The sequence below is a fragment of the Parasalinivibrio latis genome (assembly GCF_036825535.1).
In the GTDB taxonomy this organism is placed as follows: Bacteria; Pseudomonadota; Gammaproteobacteria; order Enterobacterales; family Vibrionaceae; genus Parasalinivibrio; species Parasalinivibrio latis.
This window is the reverse complement of sequence record NZ_CP098813.1, coordinates 1,083,047-1,100,926: the sequence shown is the minus strand read 5'-3', so window position 1 is coordinate 1,100,926 and position 17,880 is coordinate 1,083,047. Positions and strand designations below refer to the sequence as shown.

The 17,880-nt window shown below is 49.3% G+C and carries 23 protein-coding genes; 2 read left to right on the top strand and 21 right to left on the bottom strand.

The genetic code is table 11. From position 1 onward, the window contains the following. Positions 1-2: 2 nt before the first annotated feature. From NF212_RS21990 to NF212_RS21900, 19 genes are all read right to left on the bottom strand, one after another. Positions 3-275, bottom strand: a complete 273-nt coding sequence (locus tag NF212_RS21990; protein WP_434361067.1) for a phage tail assembly protein — start codon at positions 273-275, stop codon at positions 3-5. Between the two features lie 3 nt (positions 276-278). Then, positions 279-785: a phage major tail tube protein gene (locus NF212_RS21985; RefSeq protein WP_434361066.1), complete on the bottom strand. Its 507-nt coding sequence runs from the start codon at positions 783-785 to the stop codon at positions 279-281. Beyond that, positions 785-1,945 (bottom strand): phage tail sheath subtilisin-like domain-containing protein, encoded by a 1,161-nt coding sequence (locus NF212_RS21980; protein ID WP_434361065.1) that lies wholly within the window; start codon positions 1,943-1,945, stop codon positions 785-787. The genes NF212_RS21985 and NF212_RS21980 overlap by 1 nt, the downstream gene beginning before the upstream one ends. Positions 1,946-2,166: 221 nt before the next feature. Further along, positions 2,167-2,559 (bottom strand): hypothetical protein, encoded by a 393-nt coding sequence (locus tag NF212_RS21975; RefSeq protein ID WP_434361064.1) that lies wholly within the window; start codon positions 2,557-2,559, stop codon positions 2,167-2,169. Then, positions 2,559-3,245, bottom strand: coding sequence for a hypothetical protein (locus tag NF212_RS21970; RefSeq protein ID WP_434361063.1), 687 nt, complete (start codon positions 3,243-3,245; stop codon positions 2,559-2,561). The genes NF212_RS21975 and NF212_RS21970 overlap by 1 nt, the downstream gene beginning before the upstream one ends. Before the next feature lie 17 nt (positions 3,246-3,262). After that, positions 3,263-4,300 (bottom strand): tail fiber protein, encoded by a 1,038-nt coding sequence (locus NF212_RS21965; protein WP_434361062.1) that lies wholly within the window; start codon positions 4,298-4,300, stop codon positions 3,263-3,265. After that, positions 4,297-5,022 carry a phage tail protein I gene (locus NF212_RS21960; protein ID WP_434361061.1) on the bottom strand — a complete coding sequence of 242 codons (726 nt, stop codon included), beginning with the start codon at positions 5,020-5,022 and terminating at the stop codon, positions 4,297-4,299. Before NF212_RS21960 ends, NF212_RS21965 begins: the two co-directional genes overlap by 4 nt. Next, positions 5,015-5,899, bottom strand: a complete 885-nt coding sequence (locus NF212_RS21955) for a baseplate assembly protein (RefSeq protein WP_434361060.1) — start codon at positions 5,897-5,899, stop codon at positions 5,015-5,017. The genes NF212_RS21960 and NF212_RS21955 overlap by 8 nt, the downstream gene beginning before the upstream one ends. Next, a complete protein-coding gene (locus tag NF212_RS21950; RefSeq protein WP_434361059.1) occupies positions 5,896-6,231 on the bottom strand; it encodes a GPW/gp25 family protein in 336 nt (111 codons plus the stop codon). Before NF212_RS21950 ends, NF212_RS21955 begins: the two co-directional genes overlap by 4 nt. Further along, the gene (locus tag NF212_RS21945; protein ID WP_434361058.1) at positions 6,228-6,806 is read right to left on the bottom strand and encodes a phage baseplate assembly protein V; all 579 of its coding nucleotides are present in this window, start codon (positions 6,804-6,806) and stop codon (positions 6,228-6,230) included. Before NF212_RS21945 ends, NF212_RS21950 begins: the two co-directional genes overlap by 4 nt. Further along, a complete protein-coding gene (locus tag NF212_RS21940; protein WP_434361057.1) occupies positions 6,803-7,045 on the bottom strand; it encodes a hypothetical protein in 243 nt (80 codons plus the stop codon). Before NF212_RS21940 ends, NF212_RS21945 begins: the two co-directional genes overlap by 4 nt. A 33-nt stretch (positions 7,046-7,078) precedes the next feature. After that, entirely contained in the window at positions 7,079-7,336 is a 258-nt protein-coding gene (locus tag NF212_RS21935) for a phage protein Gp37 (RefSeq protein ID WP_434361056.1), read from the bottom strand. Then, complete coding sequence (locus NF212_RS21930) at positions 7,333-7,779, bottom strand: phage virion morphogenesis protein (RefSeq protein ID WP_434361055.1); 447 nt, start codon at positions 7,777-7,779, stop codon at positions 7,333-7,335. The genes NF212_RS21935 and NF212_RS21930 overlap by 4 nt, the downstream gene beginning before the upstream one ends. Next, a complete protein-coding gene (locus NF212_RS21925) occupies positions 7,779-8,210 on the bottom strand; it encodes a gp436 family protein (RefSeq protein WP_434361054.1) in 432 nt (143 codons plus the stop codon). Before NF212_RS21925 ends, NF212_RS21930 begins: the two co-directional genes overlap by 1 nt. After that, the gene (locus NF212_RS21920; protein WP_434361053.1) at positions 8,210-8,554 is read right to left on the bottom strand and encodes a hypothetical protein; all 345 of its coding nucleotides are present in this window, start codon (positions 8,552-8,554) and stop codon (positions 8,210-8,212) included. Before NF212_RS21920 ends, NF212_RS21925 begins: the two co-directional genes overlap by 1 nt. Positions 8,555-8,609: 55 nt before the next feature. After that, positions 8,610-9,530 (bottom strand): Mu-like prophage major head subunit gpT family protein, encoded by a 921-nt coding sequence (locus NF212_RS21915; RefSeq protein WP_434361052.1) that lies wholly within the window; start codon positions 9,528-9,530, stop codon positions 8,610-8,612. Next, entirely contained in the window at positions 9,530-10,519 is a 990-nt protein-coding gene (locus NF212_RS21910) for a phage protease (protein ID WP_434361051.1), read from the bottom strand. Before NF212_RS21910 ends, NF212_RS21915 begins: the two co-directional genes overlap by 1 nt. Before the next feature lie 138 nt (positions 10,520-10,657). Next, positions 10,658-12,235, bottom strand: a complete 1,578-nt coding sequence (locus NF212_RS21905) for an ORC-CDC6 family AAA ATPase (protein WP_434361050.1) — start codon at positions 12,233-12,235, stop codon at positions 10,658-10,660. A gap of 280 nt (positions 12,236-12,515) precedes the next feature. Continuing rightward, positions 12,516-13,223 carry a hypothetical protein gene (locus NF212_RS21900; RefSeq protein ID WP_434361049.1) on the bottom strand — a complete coding sequence of 236 codons (708 nt, stop codon included), beginning with the start codon at positions 13,221-13,223 and terminating at the stop codon, positions 12,516-12,518. Positions 13,224-13,510: 287 nt separating this feature from the next. On the opposite strand from NF212_RS21900, the gene NF212_RS21895 reads away from it, so the two are divergent. Together NF212_RS21895 and NF212_RS21890 are read left to right on the top strand one after the other, a co-directional pair. Further along, on the top strand, positions 13,511-15,181 hold the full coding sequence (locus NF212_RS21895) for a P-loop NTPase fold protein (RefSeq protein WP_434361048.1): 1,671 nt from the start codon (positions 13,511-13,513) through the stop codon (positions 15,179-15,181). Positions 15,182-15,458: 277 nt separating this feature from the next. Continuing rightward, positions 15,459-16,567 (top strand): IS3 family transposase gene (locus tag NF212_RS21890; RefSeq protein WP_434361047.1). Its coding sequence is split into 2 segments (ribosomal slippage): positions 15,459-15,720 and positions 15,720-16,567, totalling 1,110 coding nucleotides; the frame shifts between segments, so codons are not numbered across the junction. A 143-nt stretch (positions 16,568-16,710) separates the two neighbouring features. Here the strand turns inward: NF212_RS21890 and NF212_RS21885 are convergent. After that, complete coding sequence (locus tag NF212_RS21885; RefSeq protein WP_434361046.1) at positions 16,711-17,451, bottom strand: hypothetical protein; 741 nt, start codon at positions 17,449-17,451, stop codon at positions 16,711-16,713. Continuing rightward, positions 17,438-17,857, bottom strand: coding sequence for a hypothetical protein (locus NF212_RS21880; RefSeq protein ID WP_434361045.1), 420 nt, complete (start codon positions 17,855-17,857; stop codon positions 17,438-17,440). The genes NF212_RS21885 and NF212_RS21880 overlap by 14 nt, the downstream gene beginning before the upstream one ends. Positions 17,858-17,880 lie beyond the last annotated feature (23 nt).

Here is a 17,880-nt window from a genome sequence, read left to right as displayed (position 1 = left end):
GGCTAGCACGCCATAGAGGTCTCCGTCGAGCCTGGCGTCGTTAAAAAACTGGCCACGACGTCACTCACTTTCTGGAAGTCGCTGGCATCGAGGTTTTCAATCGCAGATGGGGGCAGTTCCGCCAAGTTGGCAATCAGGCCAATGGATTTGGCAATCTCACCCCCTTTGGCCGTTTCCATGTGTTTTAGGTCGCGCGCTTTCGGACGCCGCAGGGTGATCACCGTAATCTGCTCTCCTTCGACTTCAATTGGGTATCCGAGCGTGATGGTTTCCATGGGTTACAGTCCTATGTGTTTGCGGGTGTTTGCCAGTTGGTCGACGCCATCAATCTTGCGGACCATGTTGGCAACATCGATTTCGTGCACCTCTTCCCCATTTAGGGTGAGTTTGTAATAACGCAGCGACATCACCACTTTCACTGGCGTGTTCTCGCCACTCTTCCAGGTACCAAAATCCACTTCGGTCAGGATGCCGCGAAGCGTCACCACCAAAGGCATTTCAGAGCCATCTTCTTCCGAGAGCACGGCACCTCGCACAGTGAGTGGAATACTGCTGCCCGCTTTGAGCCCAAAGCTTGTCAGCACATCTTTGTCAAATTTGGACAGAGTGAAGTCTGTTTCAAGTTTCTCCATTCCCATGTCGACATCGATGGGGAGATTCATCCCGCCGCCTCGGTATTCTTCCGTTTTCAGCTTCAGCTTGGGCAGGTTGAGCTCATCAATGACGCCGGCATAGCCTTTGCCATTGACGTACAGGTTCATTTCCCTGAGCGTGTCTTTGAACATCAGACGATCTCCTCAAGGTAGTCATTGACCAGGCTTGAGCGGAATGTCACGTGCTCAGCCGGAAACGGGGGCGTAAAATCAAAATCGAAGTAGACTTTGCCTTGGGAAATATTGGACGGGGTATTGAGTGTAGGGTCTGCCCAGCACTCTCCACCAATAATGGCGCCAATCGCTTTGAGGTCGCGAAGGTAGGCATTTACCCCTTCGGTGACATCTTCGAGATAGGTTTTGGTGATGTTGCGGTCAACAGCCCAAAGGTGTGCCCGCAGCAGACTCTCGTTGATCATGTCTGCGGTACGCCGGACAGACAGGAACGCCCATTTGGGGTCACTTGAACAGGTTCGATTACCCCACAAGCGAAAACCGGTTTTCTGGATGACGGTTGCTACCTCATTTTCATTAAGGTAGTTGGCACGGGCATTGGTATCGCCCAGCGTAAAATCTACCGCCCGCTCGGTACCGATGATGCCGTAGATTTCCAGGTTTGACGGTGACCACCAGAAACCGCGGTCATTATCAGAGCGAGAAATCAGTCCTGCGACCCGGGGACTCATGGGCTCCACCTTTTCACTGGCCGTGGCAACATCGAACACCCGGGCTTTGGGATCCACAATGTAGACGCGGGCGCTGCCGAAGTTCTGCCGGTAAGCAATAGCCGCGGCGTCATTGGTGCTCGGTCCATCAGCGATGATGACCGCACATAAGCGCTCAGCAATGCCCATTAATTCAGAGACTACTGCTTGCTCCTCACTAAATCCGGGCACAATCAAGATCCTCGGAGCAACCCCCAACATGGACTCGGCCGCGAGCAATGCTTGCAGCCCTTCATAGTCGCCTGTGTCGGTATTCACTCCGCCTAGGACATTTGCCAGCTGCTGGTTGGGATCGTCGTCAGCATCAACCCGGATAACAACGACCATGGCACCTGCCTGATCAAAGATCCCATCAATAGCGGAAGGTATAGAGCCTGATGTGCCCAGCGGTGCTGCTTCAGAACGGCGGCCAGCAATCAGGACCGGGGTATTTAACGGGAAAAGCGTGGTGTCAGCATCCGGGGCAGTGCCCACTAAACCGATGACTGAGCTTTTGACGGTGCGGATTGGACGGGGTCCCCCATCCAACTCGACCACTTCGACCCCGTGCAGGAACTGTCCGGGCATGCGATATCCTCAATGGGCAAGAAATGCCCCGAGGATGCCGCCCCCCTTTGGCGGGGATCAGGTGAAATGATGCATGTTAGTGGCAGGTATTCATCGGATTAGCGATGTCAGTAACCGGCTCTAGGTTGAGAGAACACACGGAAAAATGTAACGACACTAGGGTAACCGAAGCGAATTCCGGCAGCAGTCCAGGTTTCACCCACACAACCTGATACCGTGTTTTAGCGACTAAAATCCTGTGGCCCCAACGTGTTTACCACCCACGTATAGAATCCGGCAAGTGGCCACTTCGCCTCAAGAAGCTGGTCATGAAAGATGCGGGTAACATCAGCCTTACACAGGGGGATGTCCCGGCGGAACTGGCACAAAATGTCATGCACCAGACTGGCCTCCCACGTCCATGGTTTGCTAAATCTCAGCGTGCCATCTGGCGTCCCTATCGTGACCAACCCAAAGAGATGCCATTTCGGAGAGCAGCCGTCCCAGGCATAGCCGGCTTTTATCATGATTTCGCCGTGTTCAATCTTAGCCCAGTCATTTTCAAACACGACACCGTCAAAAATAGCGTGTTGATAGTAAAAGGGTTCTGAGAGACGAAATCGCCAGACAGTCATTATGCCTCCATAAGCTTTGCAAGCTCTTCATTGGCATTCGCTTTGAGCGCTTCAAGCAGTTCATCAACACCTGACTTATGATCCTGGTATTCAATCGCACTTAACGCAGCGGACTCCATTCCATCAATGATGGCAACCGCTTCGGCCAACCGCTGTGCCTTTTTTGATTGAAGAGTGGCAAGTTGCTCAGGCGTCTCTTCTTTGCCTCGCTTTAAGCACTCTGCGAGCAGAATACTCTCATCGCCTTCCAGTGCCGTTCCGTAGAGATATCGCTGGGCTCGTTGAGACTTATCGTTCCAACCCGCCAATTTGTATTGATCCACATACCCTGCAAAGCTGGCGCGGGATTCTCTCGCAAAATCTAAAATCTTATTGATGGCATTCTTTTTTAACTCATCAATAGATTTTGGCGGAGGCTCACTAAGCGCATCCGCTGGGAGTTCTTCCCCGACACTATTGATAATATGATGCGTACCATCTGGAAGGTAATATTCTGCCCCACGATGGTCTGAAACCACCTGCCAACCTTCCTCATTGAAAATTGCGGCTTGTTTTTCCTTCACAATACAGGGTGGTGGAAGAGGTGTTGCGTATGCCGGGATTAAAGGCTTTTTCTCCAGAGGGTCAAGGCGTGCCTCTGATTCACCAATAAACTCTTTGGTCTCTGGGTGAAAATTGTAAAGCATTATCATACCGTCACCTTTTAATACTTAATGCAGTACATGATTGCACTGTTTCTCGGGCGGTTTTCTTCCGCTGTGGGTACAACTCTGGAAGCATTAAATAATAGCCATTGTGCGCTATCTCTTGGGATTCCATTACCGTTGTAGCCTTGGTACCACACTCTGTTATAGCCACCAGCGTGAAATGCACCATCCGTCTCGTAAATCAAAACACCCATGTTGTCTACATTGTTACCAAACCGCGCATTTCCATAAATGTTCCTAATCGCGTCGCCTTGAGAAGTACCGAACCCACGTCCTGTATCAACTCCACGTTCATGGTCCCAACCGCGGAGGAATTCACCTCTAAAGTCAGGCAAATTAAATGTTGTCGTTCCATCCCCCGCACCAAAAGCGGTGCTGATTGTCGTGAATAGCTCCGCGTAAGCGCTGCGAGACAACGCCGCGCCATTACATTCAATAAAGCCACCAGGGGGGGTGTTCGCGGCAAAAGCAATGACAGTTCCGACAGGCGAACTAAGCGATAATTGGCCGTACAACTGAGCCGGCGTGATGACCACGTCTTCGGAAATTCCCGCCTCTACTTCTGCTTGTGTTGCAATACGTACCAAGCCACGCTTGCTACCCGTAGCAGGAGGCAAATTGAAACCGGCTGAACCATCTACCGTCACACTGTTAGCCGGGAGCGCCGAAAGTACCAAGTCAAAAGCCAACAGCAAATCAACTCCCGCGCTCTTGTATGCCAAGGCTTGGTTGGCATTGATCCATATGGCCAGTAAAGTGCCATCAGCCAGATAGAAGCCAACCTCACGCACCCAATACTCCAAGTCAGTGCCATCCTCTACTCCAGTGAGGTGGATCTGCGAATCACTGACGCGCTCACCGCTGACTGTTATGCGGCGTTTCTCGTTCTGTAGGGTGGTAGCGGTGTTGTCGGGTGTCCATGCGGCATCACCTAACGCAATTTCAATGATGGTCGCGTCCAGTCCAGTGCTTTGCGCATTAAAGACCGCATTCAAACCAGCCGAGGTAACAACAGGGGTTAGGGTGTTACTCATGTGGCCTCCATAAAAAACTGAACCAGGACAACTGAACTGCTGACAGCCGCTACCGCCAAACTGGTATTCTTAAAATCTGTCGCAGCCATGGGTAACATCTGTTTTCTCACCACTTCAGTAGTTTGGATAAGTGCAGCAGTATTTAGCCCACACCTTGATTCCATTGGTTCTTGTTTTGGTTCAACCTCTCTGCGCAGCGATTGACCCGCATTCATGATGTTGTTAATGCCAAGGCCATCGTTAAAGGCAACACCAATGCGAATTTCATAGTGGCTGCGAACCGGCTTAACACTGTCAATCAAGCGTGCCAGTGAGTCATACAACGCAGGCCCCAACACGGCTTCATCGTTTGGCGCAAGATTGGCGTTAGCCCAGGAAACCAGTTTGAACGTATGTGGTTCACCACCTGTTTCAAACCACTCGGTGATATCCACTTTCACACCCAAGGCATTCAGTGCCCTTTTTACGGCGCCTACTGTGCCCTTTTTCAGGTGTAAGGTTGCACTTTGCTTGATGACTTCGCGCTTCTGTCCAGCGGTCCAAGACGAATCCCACTCCTCCACACTGAATGCCCAAGCCAACCAGGGCAGCAGTTCTTCAGGACATGTCTCGGGATTCCAAAGGTCATGCAAAGGTACCGGGATGTCTGAGGAGCGACAGACACTTTGTTCTAGCGCCCGCTCCTCATTCGTGGCGTTCGGAGGTAAAATTGAATCAGCCATTGGACGCCTCTATGTTTATCGCGTTGCAAAACACTGCCTGATGACGCTCGATCGCCAAATCTACACTGGGTGACGTGAGTTGAACGTTCTCAACACCGGGCTGATGAAGCGCGGCAAAAAGTCCTGAGCGACTGATAGTTCTTCCCAGACGATGTTCTCGCTCAATGTATTTGACGACCGCTTGCTGGGCCGCTTGAAGCACGACATTCTTGTCCGGGCCATCAAAACACGTCAGGCTTGCTTGGACGGCATAGGTCACAACGTCTGCTCCCTGAACAGTGATCTTGTCAGTCAACGGCCTCACGTCCTCATCATTGAGTGCGTCAGCTACGGTATCCAACAGTGCCAACGAGGCCTCTCCCTGGCCCTCTTGTGAAAGCACAGTGACCAACACTTCTCCCGGTGACGGGCTTTGTACATCGACGTCTTTAACAAGCCCCGACGCAGACAGTGCATGGTATTGGTACGCACCCACGGGACCAGCCGTACTGAGCCCTTCCAGCGAGAGGGGAATACGCACCCGATATGTCTCGTCATCCTCATTGATGTCAGGTACCGGCGGAGAAGCCTCTGAGTCGCCTTGCTGGATAATCCTGCGAGGCACATTGAATAAGGCGCCAAGGTGTTCGAGGTCTTTGTCCCTCGCATACGCCACCATCACGGAACGCGCGGCATCGTTCACCCGCTGACGAAGGAGCATTTCCCGATAGGCCGCCACTTCAAGAATTTTGTAGGCCGGGTCGGATTCGACGGTAGCGGAAAATGCCGGTGAGCGGCGTTTCAAATCCGCCAGCATCTCGCCCAGGATGGATTCATAATCGAGCGCCTCTACCACATTGGGGGAAGGCAGTTCGGCAAGATTGATGACACTGCTCATAACGCCAGTCCTCTTAACGTGAGAGGGTGCCCTTCCGGCAGGTACTCCCCAGCCAAGTCCAGTGTGACATGGCCGGCACGGATGTCCGTCACAGCAACCCGCAACAGCTTAAAGCGCGGCTCCCAGCGTTCTACCGCTTCGGCGGTCGCCACATAAATCTCGGCGATGGTGGCGTCATTGAGCGGCGCATCAATGAGCTCAAAGAGACGCGACCCATAGTCCCGGCGCATCACCCGGGTACCAATAGGCGTAGTTAGAATGTCAGTCAGGCTTTGCCTGAGGTGCGCAATCCCCGACAGCGCTTTACCATCATGGCGGCTTATCCCCTTCATTGCTGGGCTCCCGGCTCAGATGTCTTGGCCCCGGTTTCCGGTGAAAGGTGTCTGTGGCCGTTGTATATCACCCGGTCAGCCTGCATCGAGCGGGTCTTGTCAGTGATATCACCGGTTGCCTTTATATTCCCTTTGACGGTCACGTTGCCCTCAACGGTGATACCTCCTTGGGCGATTAAGGTCGTGGTTGCACCCGGAGGCAAAAGGATAGCGAGTGCATGTCTGGCGCGGTCGTAACTCATGTCTGCCCCGTCTGCAAACTGCACCCGTTTCACTGTCTCGCGCTGGTCGGTGTGGGGATAAAGGTTTTGGTAGATGGCCGGCAGCACCACACCGAGCTCCGGCTCACCACAGGGGCTTAACACCATCACCTGTTCCCCAACCTCAGGAGCCCAGAAACTCACATCCGGGCCTGCCCGGTGCGTCACCCAAGGAAGCCAGGTGGTGGTCAAAGCGCCGGCGGCCACCTTGACATACCCTGACGGGTAGTCAACATCCGCCACCTGCCCAGTCATCAGGAGGTTGGCAAGGCGCCGCTCAAGCTCGGCCAGGCGTTGGAGAATTTTCTCGTTCATGGCACCAACCTGTCATACGCCGGTGCATGACCATCGTATGCCCGATCGCCGTTGATGTAGACCGCTGACGGCAACACTCCGCCTTGCCAGATATCCTCCCCAATACGGATAGACTGCGACCATGTCACTGCCCACATCGCGACCCCTTGCTTATCAATCCGACCGGAAAAGAGGTTTTCCGCAGCCACGTCTGTCGCCCCGCAAAGGGCAGCCATACCCCACCGATTATTCGGAACCATATCCAGCAACGCCTCGACAATGGCCAGTGCAGATTAATCCCTTGGCAGGTACCGGGTATCTGCAGTGATGACAAACGCGGCTACCCGGACGGTAATGTCCCGCTCGCCGGTTTCCACCACCCGCGTTTTCGGGGCCCCCATCAACGCGACGCGCACAGCAGGAAGTCGCGTCGCAATGCGTCGCAGTTCATCAAGGTTGAAACGGCCAGGGTGGCAGCCCACCGCGGCCAATGAAGGCATCGCGGCTTTGATAGTGTGAATGATGGCCTGCCTTAGCCCTTTAAGCCTCACCGCATCCTCCCGACCAAGCTGTCCGCCCAGTCACTCAAGGCCGAATCAAGGGCAACCAGATCGTCGTTATTTACACCAAGGTATGCCCGTTCGGGAAGGTTGCGGCGGTCATCGCCGTATTGGTGGCTCGCGGCGTAAACAAGGTTGCTACCTGTCCGCGCTTCTGTGTCATTGGCCCAGGAGACCAGCGAGTCAATAAGGTGGTCCTCATTCTCTAGCAAGCTGTGGTTGCTGTGGCGGGTACGTCCATAAGGCAAGGACCAGGCTTCCCATGGCTCGCCGTCCGGATCTTGTTTGTCCTGTTCAAGGCGGGTGCGTGTCTGGCTCTCCACAAGGTTAGCCAGTGCCAACATCACCTCCTGAGCGTCCACCTTAGCAAGGCGTGTAAGGGTGCGATTAAGGCTGTCGAGGTGGCGTACATCAATGGACAGGCTCGCAGGCATCAGAACCTCCCCAATCCGCGGCGTGAAAATAGGCGTTCTGCTGAACTAAAAGCCATCCCATCCTCCTCCACCAAGTCGTCGCCATCCTCGGAGTCATCTTCTACTCCAAGTGCTACCTGGCCTTTGGCACTGCTTTCCAACCATTTGATGGCATCTTCAAAACGCTGGCGCCGTTCCTCGGTGGCACCACCGGCATCGTCGGCCAACCAGTAAAGAGCGATGTCGACACAAAGCCGGGTCAGGAGAGCGGGAGTATTGGGAAGTGGCAAGGGGTAGCGACTACCAAGGTAGGAATTGATAAGCCCGGTCGCATCGCGCAGGCTACGCTCGGCACCAGACTCGTCAAGGGCACCGTTGCCGTCGGTGTCTGCCAGTGTATAAACCACGTCCTCACCGTATCTCGCCAGCATGTCATCCAGGGTGGCATACATCACGCCCCCTTAAGGTTAGATTGGAAGCGCACCCATGCCTGGTCGCGCTGGGCGGCGCTGATATCACGGCCAAGTACGTCCTCAATCGCTCTAACAGGCGGCTTTTTGTCCCCCTCGAGCATCCCCATCACCTCAACGATATCATCCAAAACAGGGTCATCTGCCGGTGCTGGCGCAGCAGGGCCACTCTCGCCCACTACCAATCGGGGCTCAGCCGCAATGGCCTGCCTGTCAGCCTCTGACAGAGTCGACATATCGAGGGTGATGCCCTCATAAGGAAAGAAATGCCCTGCCCGGCGAAACCCCGGTGGGTGCTTGGCGCGGACAAACCAGGTTTGAGCCATTACAGACCTCCATAGAAAAAAGCCCCCTTTCGGGGGCAAAGGTCACCATTAGCCATCACAAAAAATCGGGAATGACCACCTTGAACTTGCCCCGAAGCTCGTTCGAGACGGTATTGCCTCCATCAGCAAATAGCTCACGCTGCAAAAGCTGCGTGGCCTTTTTTTCCATCGAGACAGGGATGACCAGCATGTTCGGTTTGATGCCCAAAGGCCTGCCCCCGTCAGCCTTGAATGACCGCATAGTGCTGTAGGCCTGCCAGAGCGTGTCCAAGGTAAGATCGGCTTTGACACCGTAGGCCATTTGCCAGAAACCAAAACCCACATTGCAGCGAAGGTCCACACCGTAGCGGTAGAGCTTCCGCATGAAGACGTCTTCGTCATCTTCCTTGGTCATCGCCACAAACTTGGGCTTCTTACGCTCTTGGAAAATGATGGGCTTGATGGCACGGGTCGTATCCAGTAAGTACCACGCCTCACCCTTGTAGCCGTTATCAACCAACACGTTTGAGACACTGTCATCCGTGCCCTGTCCATCCACCTGATCGTTTACCGGGTGGTCGGCATCAAAGAAATTCTGGCCGTCGTAACACGCCGTGGTGAACCCGTCCCGCAGCATCGGGAACACCAACTCATCCGGGAAAGCAGCGGTTGCACGCCCCATTTCCTGCATCATCGGGCTGTAGATACCCAAGTTGTCATCCTCGATGTCTGTGCGCTTGACACCGACGGTCGATTCAAAGTCCTTGTTGAAAATCTGGTAGCCGTGGGCTTCCATGTCCTTGATGACCCTGTCACCGATCCACTCACGGAACCCTGGCCACTGGCCAAGCCAACCATAGGTGTTCGACGCAGTGGTCGATTTGATGACGGTCGCCACTTCCGTGTATTGGGGTGTCGCCATGCCAAGACCGCCCTGGAAAGACGACTTGAACCCGGTAAACAGGCTTTTGATCAGTTGCGGGGTGATGATGGCCATCAGTCAGTCTCCTTTGCCGCGCTGTAAGCGTCTTCCTCAATGCCAAGCAGGCGGCAAGCTATCCGGTCTTCCTCGGTCAGTGACAAGGTGTTGCGCACCCGGTTATCAAGCCCACTGTCCCCGCCAACAATCGGGGCAGTTGCCGCATAGGCTTCAAAGCGGGCAAGTCCGCCTTCTTCCTTACAGCAAGCCCGGTGGTACTCCACCGTTGAAGGGGTAATGACTCCGGCAACAAGCGCCCGGTCCAGGGCGTCTTCAACCTGTTGGTCAATCGCCGCTTCCCGCACTGCCTTGAGCTCGCGTTCTGCTTCTTTCGCACGGTTTAGCGCGGCATCGTGGTCTGCCCGGGGTACGAACTTGTCAATCGACGGATTTTGCGCCTGGTTGAGCGCGGTGGCTTTGTCATCGTTGAGTCGGCTGATAGCCGACACGGCCTGCGCTTCAGTCGCCTCAGGCGGCAACGCCAACGCGGTACAAATCGCCAGCGGTAACGGCATGGATTCCTCTCTGTCGGGTATGTTGCGCCGGTTGAGCGCGGTCAGGTGTAGATTCGGCTGGTTGGTAAGCCCTGCCGAGTAAAGCTGCAAAATGCGTTTTGAGTTGATATCGAAAGTGAAGACCGGAGAGAGATAGCGGTAGGCTTTTTGGTCCACGAGTTCGCGTCCCGTGTCATTCCACTCGACCAGCCCCCAGATAGCCCCGCCTTCACGGGCTTGCAGGGCCTTAATCCACCCCACTGCAGGGGCAGGCTCCCCGGCTTTGCCTTTGATTTCGGTGGCATGCTCAATATCAATGGGAAGATCAGCACCGTTTTCGGCAAACGCCGCCACAATGGCGCTGGGAGCATCATTAACCCAATTTCGCCCGTCACGGCCGATAATCTCAGTGCCTGAGGGGATAAATTCGGCCCACACAGACGCCCCGCTCCCCGCGGTATTAGCCGCCAGGGCAGTCAGGTCAGTACTGAGAGTGAGGGTTTGTGTCTTCATGCCCGCACGGTAGCGCGGGCAGTTTGGAGGGGATTAGGTGAAAAGCTTCAGCGAAAAAAATGGCTTTATATATTTGTACAATATTTAGACGCTCGAAGACGCCTAGCCCAAATGCGTCAACTATGCAGATAGGCTCTCTTATTGATAAAAACGCTCTAAGTCTAATATCGCATTGCGAATCGATCGAAAGTCAGTTTTTGGGACATCTATGTACTCACTTTCAGAGCCATCTGTAGCTTCTTCAACCAATAACCCTTTGGGTGCATTTTTCGTTGCCAGTAAGTCAACATAACAGCCATAATCTAGGCAATATACATTGAACCGCTTGCCTGGGAATAACTGAGCAGACACCCCGGTCTTTAGTAGGTGTATAATACGGTTATCAAAAAGGTACTCGATGAGTTCATCTTTAGCATTACTGGAAAGTAGGAACCCTTTAGCTTGCCTTTGACCTATAACCTCATTAATTATCCACTCAAGAAGATTCAGAGCTTCCGGCCTACTAGATATCGCCTTATGCTTTGAACGGTGGTACCAATTACGAGCTGCCTCTCTGGTAATTGGTATAGATATTTGCTTATCAAGAGCTTTTTGAGCCGCCAAACCAATTATATTTATAGCGTCCCTAGGTACCCCCTCAGAAGAACGAACAAATTCTTCAAAAGCGCCCTCTTGTGTAAAAACATCATTAATAAATTTGGATTGTGATGTTAATGATAAAGGGTTGCTCTCGTCAGTATCAAGTGAAGAAACATGCTTAAAGAGCATATTACCGAAGAATTCTTTAGCACGCCTTTCATCATTATCAAATACCATAAATTCATCTAGGTTCAAACTAGCGGATGCATCAGCTCCGATCTCGATACCAATGTATGAACCGTCGTGTGCATTGTGCCTTCTAAAATTACAGCGTTGTTCAATTGCTGCAATTTTAACTGTAATACCGTCTACGGGATACAGTGTTCTTCGAAGCAAGTCCGCCAAAAAAGGTTGGAGATCTAATGGCACTTCACTCCATTCATCTATTAATATCCAAAGTTCAGAAGAGGGCAATTTAGATACTAATTTATCGAATTCGTTATAAACACTGGAGAAATGTATACGAATTTTCTCAGTACCTTTTTTCAGACTACGCTCGTTTGAGCTATCCTCACTGGTACTGACGTTTTCAGCAACAGCACTAAAGTCTATCTTTGCTGGATTTACCTTTACAGATGCCGAATCTTTAACCGTAGATATCAGTTTACCGGCGTTGCCTTTTTCCTGCTCAATGTCTCCTTCGATAACAATTGAAGTAGACTGCTCTGCAATCGAATCTAGGTTTGTTGCTAGAGAAGACAAATCGTATAGATTTTTATCATCCTCTAAAACCTGCCCAAGTATACCGTCATGTATTGCGCACAAGGTATCAGACAAAAGCCTCGTAGCCCTCTCTGACACTGGAAGCTGTGTATCGGAGTATATTCCGCCAGTTGACCCTATTGTCCGCATATCAATCTGGACAGTTGTTATTGATTTATCAATAAGATGATTTGTCAGGTATGATAGCACATGCGTTTTTCCAGTGCCTCGACGTCCGAATATGACCTGGTTATCACTATTGGAAAGTAAAGTAAATAATGGGCCAACATCAACGAACGACTCTACCAATTGTTGGCTTGTATATTTTTCAGCACGCTTAGATAGTTTTAATAGTGCTTTATTTAGTTCTCTCACAATTATTTCCCTATGAAAAATCTAATAAAATTCAATATACTTTTTAAGGAGAAGTTTTTAAGAAAAATTTTAGTAGACATACAATAATCTCAAAATGATCACGTTCTTATTAATCTATTCATTGTCGGTAAAATAACACAAAAACACTATAATTAATCTTGATTTCGATCGCATACATACTCGTTTGATGTTATTTCGACCAATCAAACCAAGATAGCTTCAGATCAAGATTAAATTAAATTTTCTGTGATTCATTCCGAAAAAATTGATGATTTTCTACTCACAATTTTCTACGAACAAAAGCCATATACTTTGTCATTGAACACTTGATGAATGCCTTGCCTCTTTTCGACTTCCCCACAACACCAACTAAGATGAAGTGAGCACCTAGAAATCGCTCAAAGTCCGCTACTCTAAAATGTTCCATCACCTTCTCTTTGAGTGGCTTTTCCAGTAGGAAACTTGGCTCGTCACCCCTTCCATAATTTAGCCACAACGTACCATTCTTATCTTCATGCCAGTTGTTTATCTCACCCCAGATGATTTGAGTTTTCTGGAAATGCTGTTCCTCAAAATGTGGGACCTGAACGAGGAAGTCTCTCAACTGGCCTTGCAAAATACTGCGTCCAGACTCAGCGACAACGTTGATGGTTTTGCCCTCTCCATACTCGGGATTCCTGATCAGATAACTAAGAATCTGCCTCAGAGAACGATTATTCGGAAATTGACCATTGGAGCCTTTATGGATAGGTTTAACGCCCCAATTCGTTTCCTCAACTTCTTCTTTATTTTTTTGCTGAACCTCTATGTTCTGAGATTTCGCTTTATCCAAGTCAACATAGAGGTCGTCTTGAGACTTCGCCTTTTCTGGGTCGTATTCGGCCTCATCTTCATAGATGTTGAGAGATGAAGCCCTATTGCAGCCATCAGAGTGGTTTGAAGCGAAATGATGCTGTCTCTCCGCCCCTCGGTGAAATGAGCGTTTCACATACCAACACTTCTTTTTGCAATCCGGGCAAATGAGCCTGCCTACGAAGTCTGATGGGGACTGAATGTAGTCATCCGAGGATATGAATATGCCATCAGGCTGAACAAGAGCTATGTCCATACCATTCCAAAATTCCAAAGTTTTTAACTTGTTATCAGAAATTTTGACTATTATCTATGCATTAACGCTCAAATTTCCTTACACTTCGCATTTCTTTAGCATCTACACAGTTTTACTATTTCTGGAAACTACATATCTCACTGTTACTAAAATAAAAAAGGAAAGCAATGTCGATTGAGCTCGTAAAACGCCAAATAAAGCACTTTGTCGAAAGCACTGAACCAGAAGTGCTAGCGATTAAAGGACCATGGGGGGTAGGCAAAACATACAGTTGGAATAAGTTCCTAAAAGAGTACAAAGCAGAAGTTGGTTTAAATGCATATTCCTACGTATCTCTTTTTGGACTCAATAGTATCGAGGAGATAAAGCGTGCTGTTTTTGAGAACACGGTCGATACCATTAATATAGGTGAGAAACCTGATCTCAAAACATTTAAGAAAAACTATCAAAGCATCGCTAAACAGGTATCTCGAAAATCCATGTCTGCATTGCGGGGCATCTCAATCCCATTCGTTGGAGAGTATGTTGAAGGCCTAGGCTCAGTCTTCACATCATTATCATATCTATCTCTAAATAAAACGATTATTTGCTTTGATGATCTCGAGCGTCATGGCCAAGACCTGAGAATTAAAGACTTCTTGGGACTCGTTTCATACTTCAAAGAGCAAAAAGACTGTAAAGTTGTTCTTCTTCTTAATGAAAACGCAGATAAAGAGGCTACGGATGAGTTCTCTGAATACAAAGAAAAAGTAATCGACAAACAACTCTGTTTTTCACCAACTTCACATGAAAGTTTTAACTTAGCCTTAGATAACACACAGGGTAACCCAAAATGGAATAATCTCCTCAAAGAATGCTGTATAAAATTAGATATAAAAAATATCCGAGTCATAAGAAAAATCCAATACCACACCACTTCTTTACTATCTCTTATAGAGAGTCACGATGACAGCATTAAATCTCAATTAATTCATAGCGTTACACTTTTGAGCTGGAGTTATTATTGTTGTAAAGGAGACAATCTCGTCCCTGATTTCAGATTCATAAAAAATGCAGGAACAACTAAGATAGCTAAAGAATATGAGGAAAAAGATTGCCAACAGTGGAACGACATTTTAGCTGCATACGGATACAAACGTACAGATATGATTGATTTAGCAATTGCAGATAGTATCGAAAATGGATTCCCAGATGAAAATAGATGGTTAGAACTATGCAACGCTAAGCAATCAGAAATAATGTCGATGAAAAGGGCGGATGAATTATCCAAAGCTTGGGGAATTTACCATGGTTCGTTTGATGACAATGGTGATGAAGTTGCAAATGCTTTTGATAAGGCGCTTCGTGCTTCAATTCTAGATGTTACAACCCATCAGTGGAGCCAGCCTCTAATAATCTTAAGAAAAATTGGGTTTGAGGAAAAAGCTGACACGCTTATTCAGTTCTACTTGGACACATTCCGGGAAAGTCCAGAAAGGTTTAATATTGACTCACACTATCACACTTTCGACATAGAGGATTCTAAGTTCGAAAATGCGCTGAGGCAGGCATATAACGATCACAAAAAAGAAGATAGTCCGCGCCTTATCTTAGATAGGTGGAAAGGCTCAAGTTCTTGGAATAGTGAAGATGCGCATGTACTCGCTAAGCTCAGCAAAGAAGAACTCAAAGAAATGTTCAAACAATTCAAAGGCGAAGAATTAACCCTCTATATCCGTGCGTGTATAAAATTAGGGCAAAGTTCCGAGATTCTGATGAAAAATACCCAAGAAGCGCTCGAAGAGATCGGAAACGAAAACGCTCTAAACAGAAGCCGTCTGGCTAAGTTCCGTCGGTAGTTTTTTTAACGCTATCCAATGTTGGATTTGATTTAAACCTAATAGTGCTGTGAGCATGTTGAGTGCTCACCCCAGCCCCTCCAGCCTCCCCTGCGCAGGCTGGATGCCGTTAGTGAGTTAATTCTATCAATGTAGTGATTTTGAAGCACCTAACAGCCAACCGATCAATCTATCTTTCCATTGTTTGATAACCCGATCATGAGTGAAATTGTCCACTTCCCCTATTCTGAGACAGTCTAAACTGGAGTTTTCTGCCTTTTAATTGCAGGAGAACACCATGAAAAAGTCACGGTTCACCGAAACTCAGATCGTTGCCATCCTCAAAGAGGCCGATGCGGGCATGAAAGTCGATGATATCTGCCGCCAGCATGGCATCAGTAATGCGACGTACTATAACTGGAAAGCCAAGTACGGAGGGCTGGAAGCCTCTGAACTCAAGCGAATTAAAGAGCTTGAGGCTGAAAATGCCAAGCTCAAGAAAATGTACGCAGATGTCAGCCTGGAAAACCATGCGATGAAGGAACTGTTCGCAAAAAAGGGCTGGTAGTCAACGACAAGCGGGATTGTGCACACATCCTGATTAACGTTGGCCTGAGCGTTGTAAAAGCCTGTGGACTCACTCAGTTAGGGCGTGCCAGTTTTTATCGAAAACCCAGGGACTGGCGGGTAGCGGATGCCGACGTCATTGATGCTATCAACGCGGTACTTAGCAAGTCCCCGCAGGCAGGCTTCTGGAAGTGTTATGGGCGCATGCGATACAAAGGACTCAGCTTCAATCACAAGCGGGTCTACCGGGTTTACTGCCGAATGGGTCTGAACCTAAAACGGCGCCCAAAACGTGTTTTACCCAAGCGTGTAGCTAAGCCGTTGGAGGTAGTCATGGAGCCTAATCATCAGTGGGCACTCGACTTCATGCATGACACGCTGTATTGCGGGAAGCGATTTCGCACCCTCAATGTCGAAGATGAAGCCACGCGGGAATGCCTGGCTATTGAAGTCGATACGTCGCTCCCGGCTGGCCGAGTCGTGCGCACTCTGGAACACCTAAAAGAGGAACGAGGCTTGCCAAAACAACTTCGCGTCGATAATGGCCCGGAGCTTATCTCTGCACAACTGACCGATTGGTGCGAAACACATGACATTGAGCTGGTCTATATCGAACCCGGTAAGCCTCAGCAAAACGGCTTTGTGGAACGCTTCAACGGTTCATTCCGCCGAGAGTTCCTGGATGCTTATCTGTTCGAGTCTCTTGAGCAAGTGCGAGACATGGCATGGATCTGGATGCTTGATTACAACGAAGAACGGACTCACGAAAGCTTAGGAAATATCCCGCCGGCTGAATACCGACGGAGACTGGAAAGCTCTAGTTATATGTTGTCTTGTTAACGGGGAAGTGGACAGGATGACCACCTCACAACAGTATTTGTAGGCTCGAACTAGTTGGCCTTTTGGCTAAGTAAAAACACTTAGGTGGTGAGGGTCTGATGAAACGAGCCTCGGATTGACTACAAGGCTCGTCGAAGCACTCTTTAAATCTTGTGCAGAAGCTGATCTTTAGGGACTGGCGTTAGCGTTCTGTCACTTGGTGCGCGGTAGTTCAATTGAGCACTCAAACCTTGAAGAATTGGCACTCTTCCTAAAAGTCGAGTGCCGCAAGTGAGCCATACTTGAACCGGATAAATACCTTTCTCGAGGTTAATTTGAGCTATCTCAGTTTTCGTTTTGTCCCTGTCATGTGAACCAAATTTTGGTTTCAACTCAATCAAGCTCTTGGAATCAAGAGAAAGTGACGCGCTACAATAGCTTTTCTCCGCAAGTTGGTCGGACTTATAAGCAACATCCAATGTAAATATCTGAGGGCCGCCCTCTAGGATATTAAGATAGCCAGTCCAAGATAACCCATAAGGTTCGTTGTGGTATTTTTTGAGGTTTGAGTCTTTCATAAAAAAGGAAAACTCAAATTTCGGAGAGTCAGTATCTAAAAGAGCACCAAGTGGCGTACCTTCTGGTTGCAAAGGCAGTTCCCTAGAACCTTTCAAATTCAATCGGTAAAACTCCATCCAAAGGCCTGGCGAGAATTTGGAGGTATCGGATAGACTACGCCCTGAAGAATCATCTTGATGCGGGCTTTGTTCTAACGTCGCCGCGAGTTGCGAAATCTGTTGTTCCAGTTTTTCTATTCTTCCCTCAAGTTCATCTATGCGTTCTGACGCCAAAACGGTGGAGCCATATGCAAGTGAAAGTAACAGAATCCAGTTAGTTAGCCTCATTCTCTTCTCCATCTAAAGTAATTGGTTTTGGTCTATTACTGTCTAAATCCTTTCGATAAGCTTCGTAACGTCCTACCTGCTCGTTGTATTTCTCTTCCGTTACAATTTCTATGTTAAACGGACGTGATTTTTGATCGTCTTTAACTGCACTTAGTGAATTATCAGAAGTGTTGTTGGTGGCAGGTTTTTGCTGTTTAACTATCTCTGGAGGGGTTTCGATGATTGTGCGCGTGTCTAGTTCGATTAAATGAGAGTCTTCAAACCTCTCCTTGGAAATTTGTTCTTCCTCAGATAACAAGATGTTGACAACCGTACCGATAATAAAGACAAAAAACGTCCCAAAACCTGCAACGATGCCAGTGGACTTGTGTACAAAATCGAGCTCCTCCTTGTCGGTTTTACTCATTAGCTTTTGCAGCCACCCTCGCA

What these genes read in the sequence shown, in the direction of transcription:
- NF212_RS21910 (WP_434361051.1), bottom strand. Translation starts at nt 10,519, where the DNA reads ATGAAGACACAAACCCTCACTCTCAGTACTGACCTGACTGCCCTGGCG.
- NF212_RS21880 (WP_434361045.1), bottom strand. Translation starts at nt 17,857, where the DNA reads ATGAGTAAAACCGACAAGGAGGAGCTCGATTTTGTACACAAGTCCACT.
- NF212_RS21915 (WP_434361052.1), bottom strand. Translation starts at nt 9,530, where the DNA reads ATGGCCATCATCACCCCGCAACTGATCAAAAGCCTGTTTACCGGGTTC.
- NF212_RS21895 (WP_434361048.1), top strand. Translation starts at nt 13,511, where the DNA reads ATGTCGATTGAGCTCGTAAAACGCCAAATAAAGCACTTTGTCGAAAGC.
- NF212_RS21965 (WP_434361062.1), bottom strand. Translation starts at nt 4,300, where the DNA reads ATGAGTAACACCCTAACCCCTGTTGTTACCTCGGCTGGTTTGAATGCG.
- NF212_RS21960 (WP_434361061.1), bottom strand. Translation starts at nt 5,022, where the DNA reads ATGGCTGATTCAATTTTACCTCCGAACGCCACGAATGAGGAGCGGGCG.
- NF212_RS21930 (WP_434361055.1), bottom strand. Translation starts at nt 7,779, where the DNA reads ATGCCTGCGAGCCTGTCCATTGATGTACGCCACCTCGACAGCCTTAAT.
- NF212_RS21985 (WP_434361066.1), bottom strand. Translation starts at nt 785, where the DNA reads ATGTTCAAAGACACGCTCAGGGAAATGAACCTGTACGTCAATGGCAAA.
- NF212_RS21990 (WP_434361067.1), bottom strand. Translation starts at nt 275, where the DNA reads ATGGAAACCATCACGCTCGGATACCCAATTGAAGTCGAAGGAGAGCAG.
- NF212_RS21950 (WP_434361059.1), bottom strand. Translation starts at nt 6,231, where the DNA reads ATGAAGGGGATAAGCCGCCATGATGGTAAAGCGCTGTCGGGGATTGCG.
- NF212_RS21975 (WP_434361064.1), bottom strand. Translation starts at nt 2,559, where the DNA reads ATGACTGTCTGGCGATTTCGTCTCTCAGAACCCTTTTACTATCAACAC.
- NF212_RS21980 (WP_434361065.1), bottom strand. Translation starts at nt 1,945, where the DNA reads ATGCCCGGACAGTTCCTGCACGGGGTCGAAGTGGTCGAGTTGGATGGG.
- NF212_RS21955 (WP_434361060.1), bottom strand. Translation starts at nt 5,899, where the DNA reads ATGAGCAGTGTCATCAATCTTGCCGAACTGCCTTCCCCCAATGTGGTA.
- NF212_RS21925 (WP_434361054.1), bottom strand. Translation starts at nt 8,210, where the DNA reads ATGTATGCCACCCTGGATGACATGCTGGCGAGATACGGTGAGGACGTG.
- NF212_RS21920 (WP_434361053.1), bottom strand. Translation starts at nt 8,554, where the DNA reads ATGGCTCAAACCTGGTTTGTCCGCGCCAAGCACCCACCGGGGTTTCGC.
- NF212_RS21945 (WP_434361058.1), bottom strand. Translation starts at nt 6,806, where the DNA reads ATGAACGAGAAAATTCTCCAACGCCTGGCCGAGCTTGAGCGGCGCCTT.
- NF212_RS21940 (WP_434361057.1), bottom strand. Translation starts at nt 7,045, where the DNA reads ATGGTTCCGAATAATCGGTGGGGTATGGCTGCCCTTTGCGGGGCGACA.
- NF212_RS21885 (WP_434361046.1), bottom strand. Translation starts at nt 17,451, where the DNA reads ATGAGGCTAACTAACTGGATTCTGTTACTTTCACTTGCATATGGCTCC.
- NF212_RS21970 (WP_434361063.1), bottom strand. Translation starts at nt 3,245, where the DNA reads ATGCTTTACAATTTTCACCCAGAGACCAAAGAGTTTATTGGTGAATCA.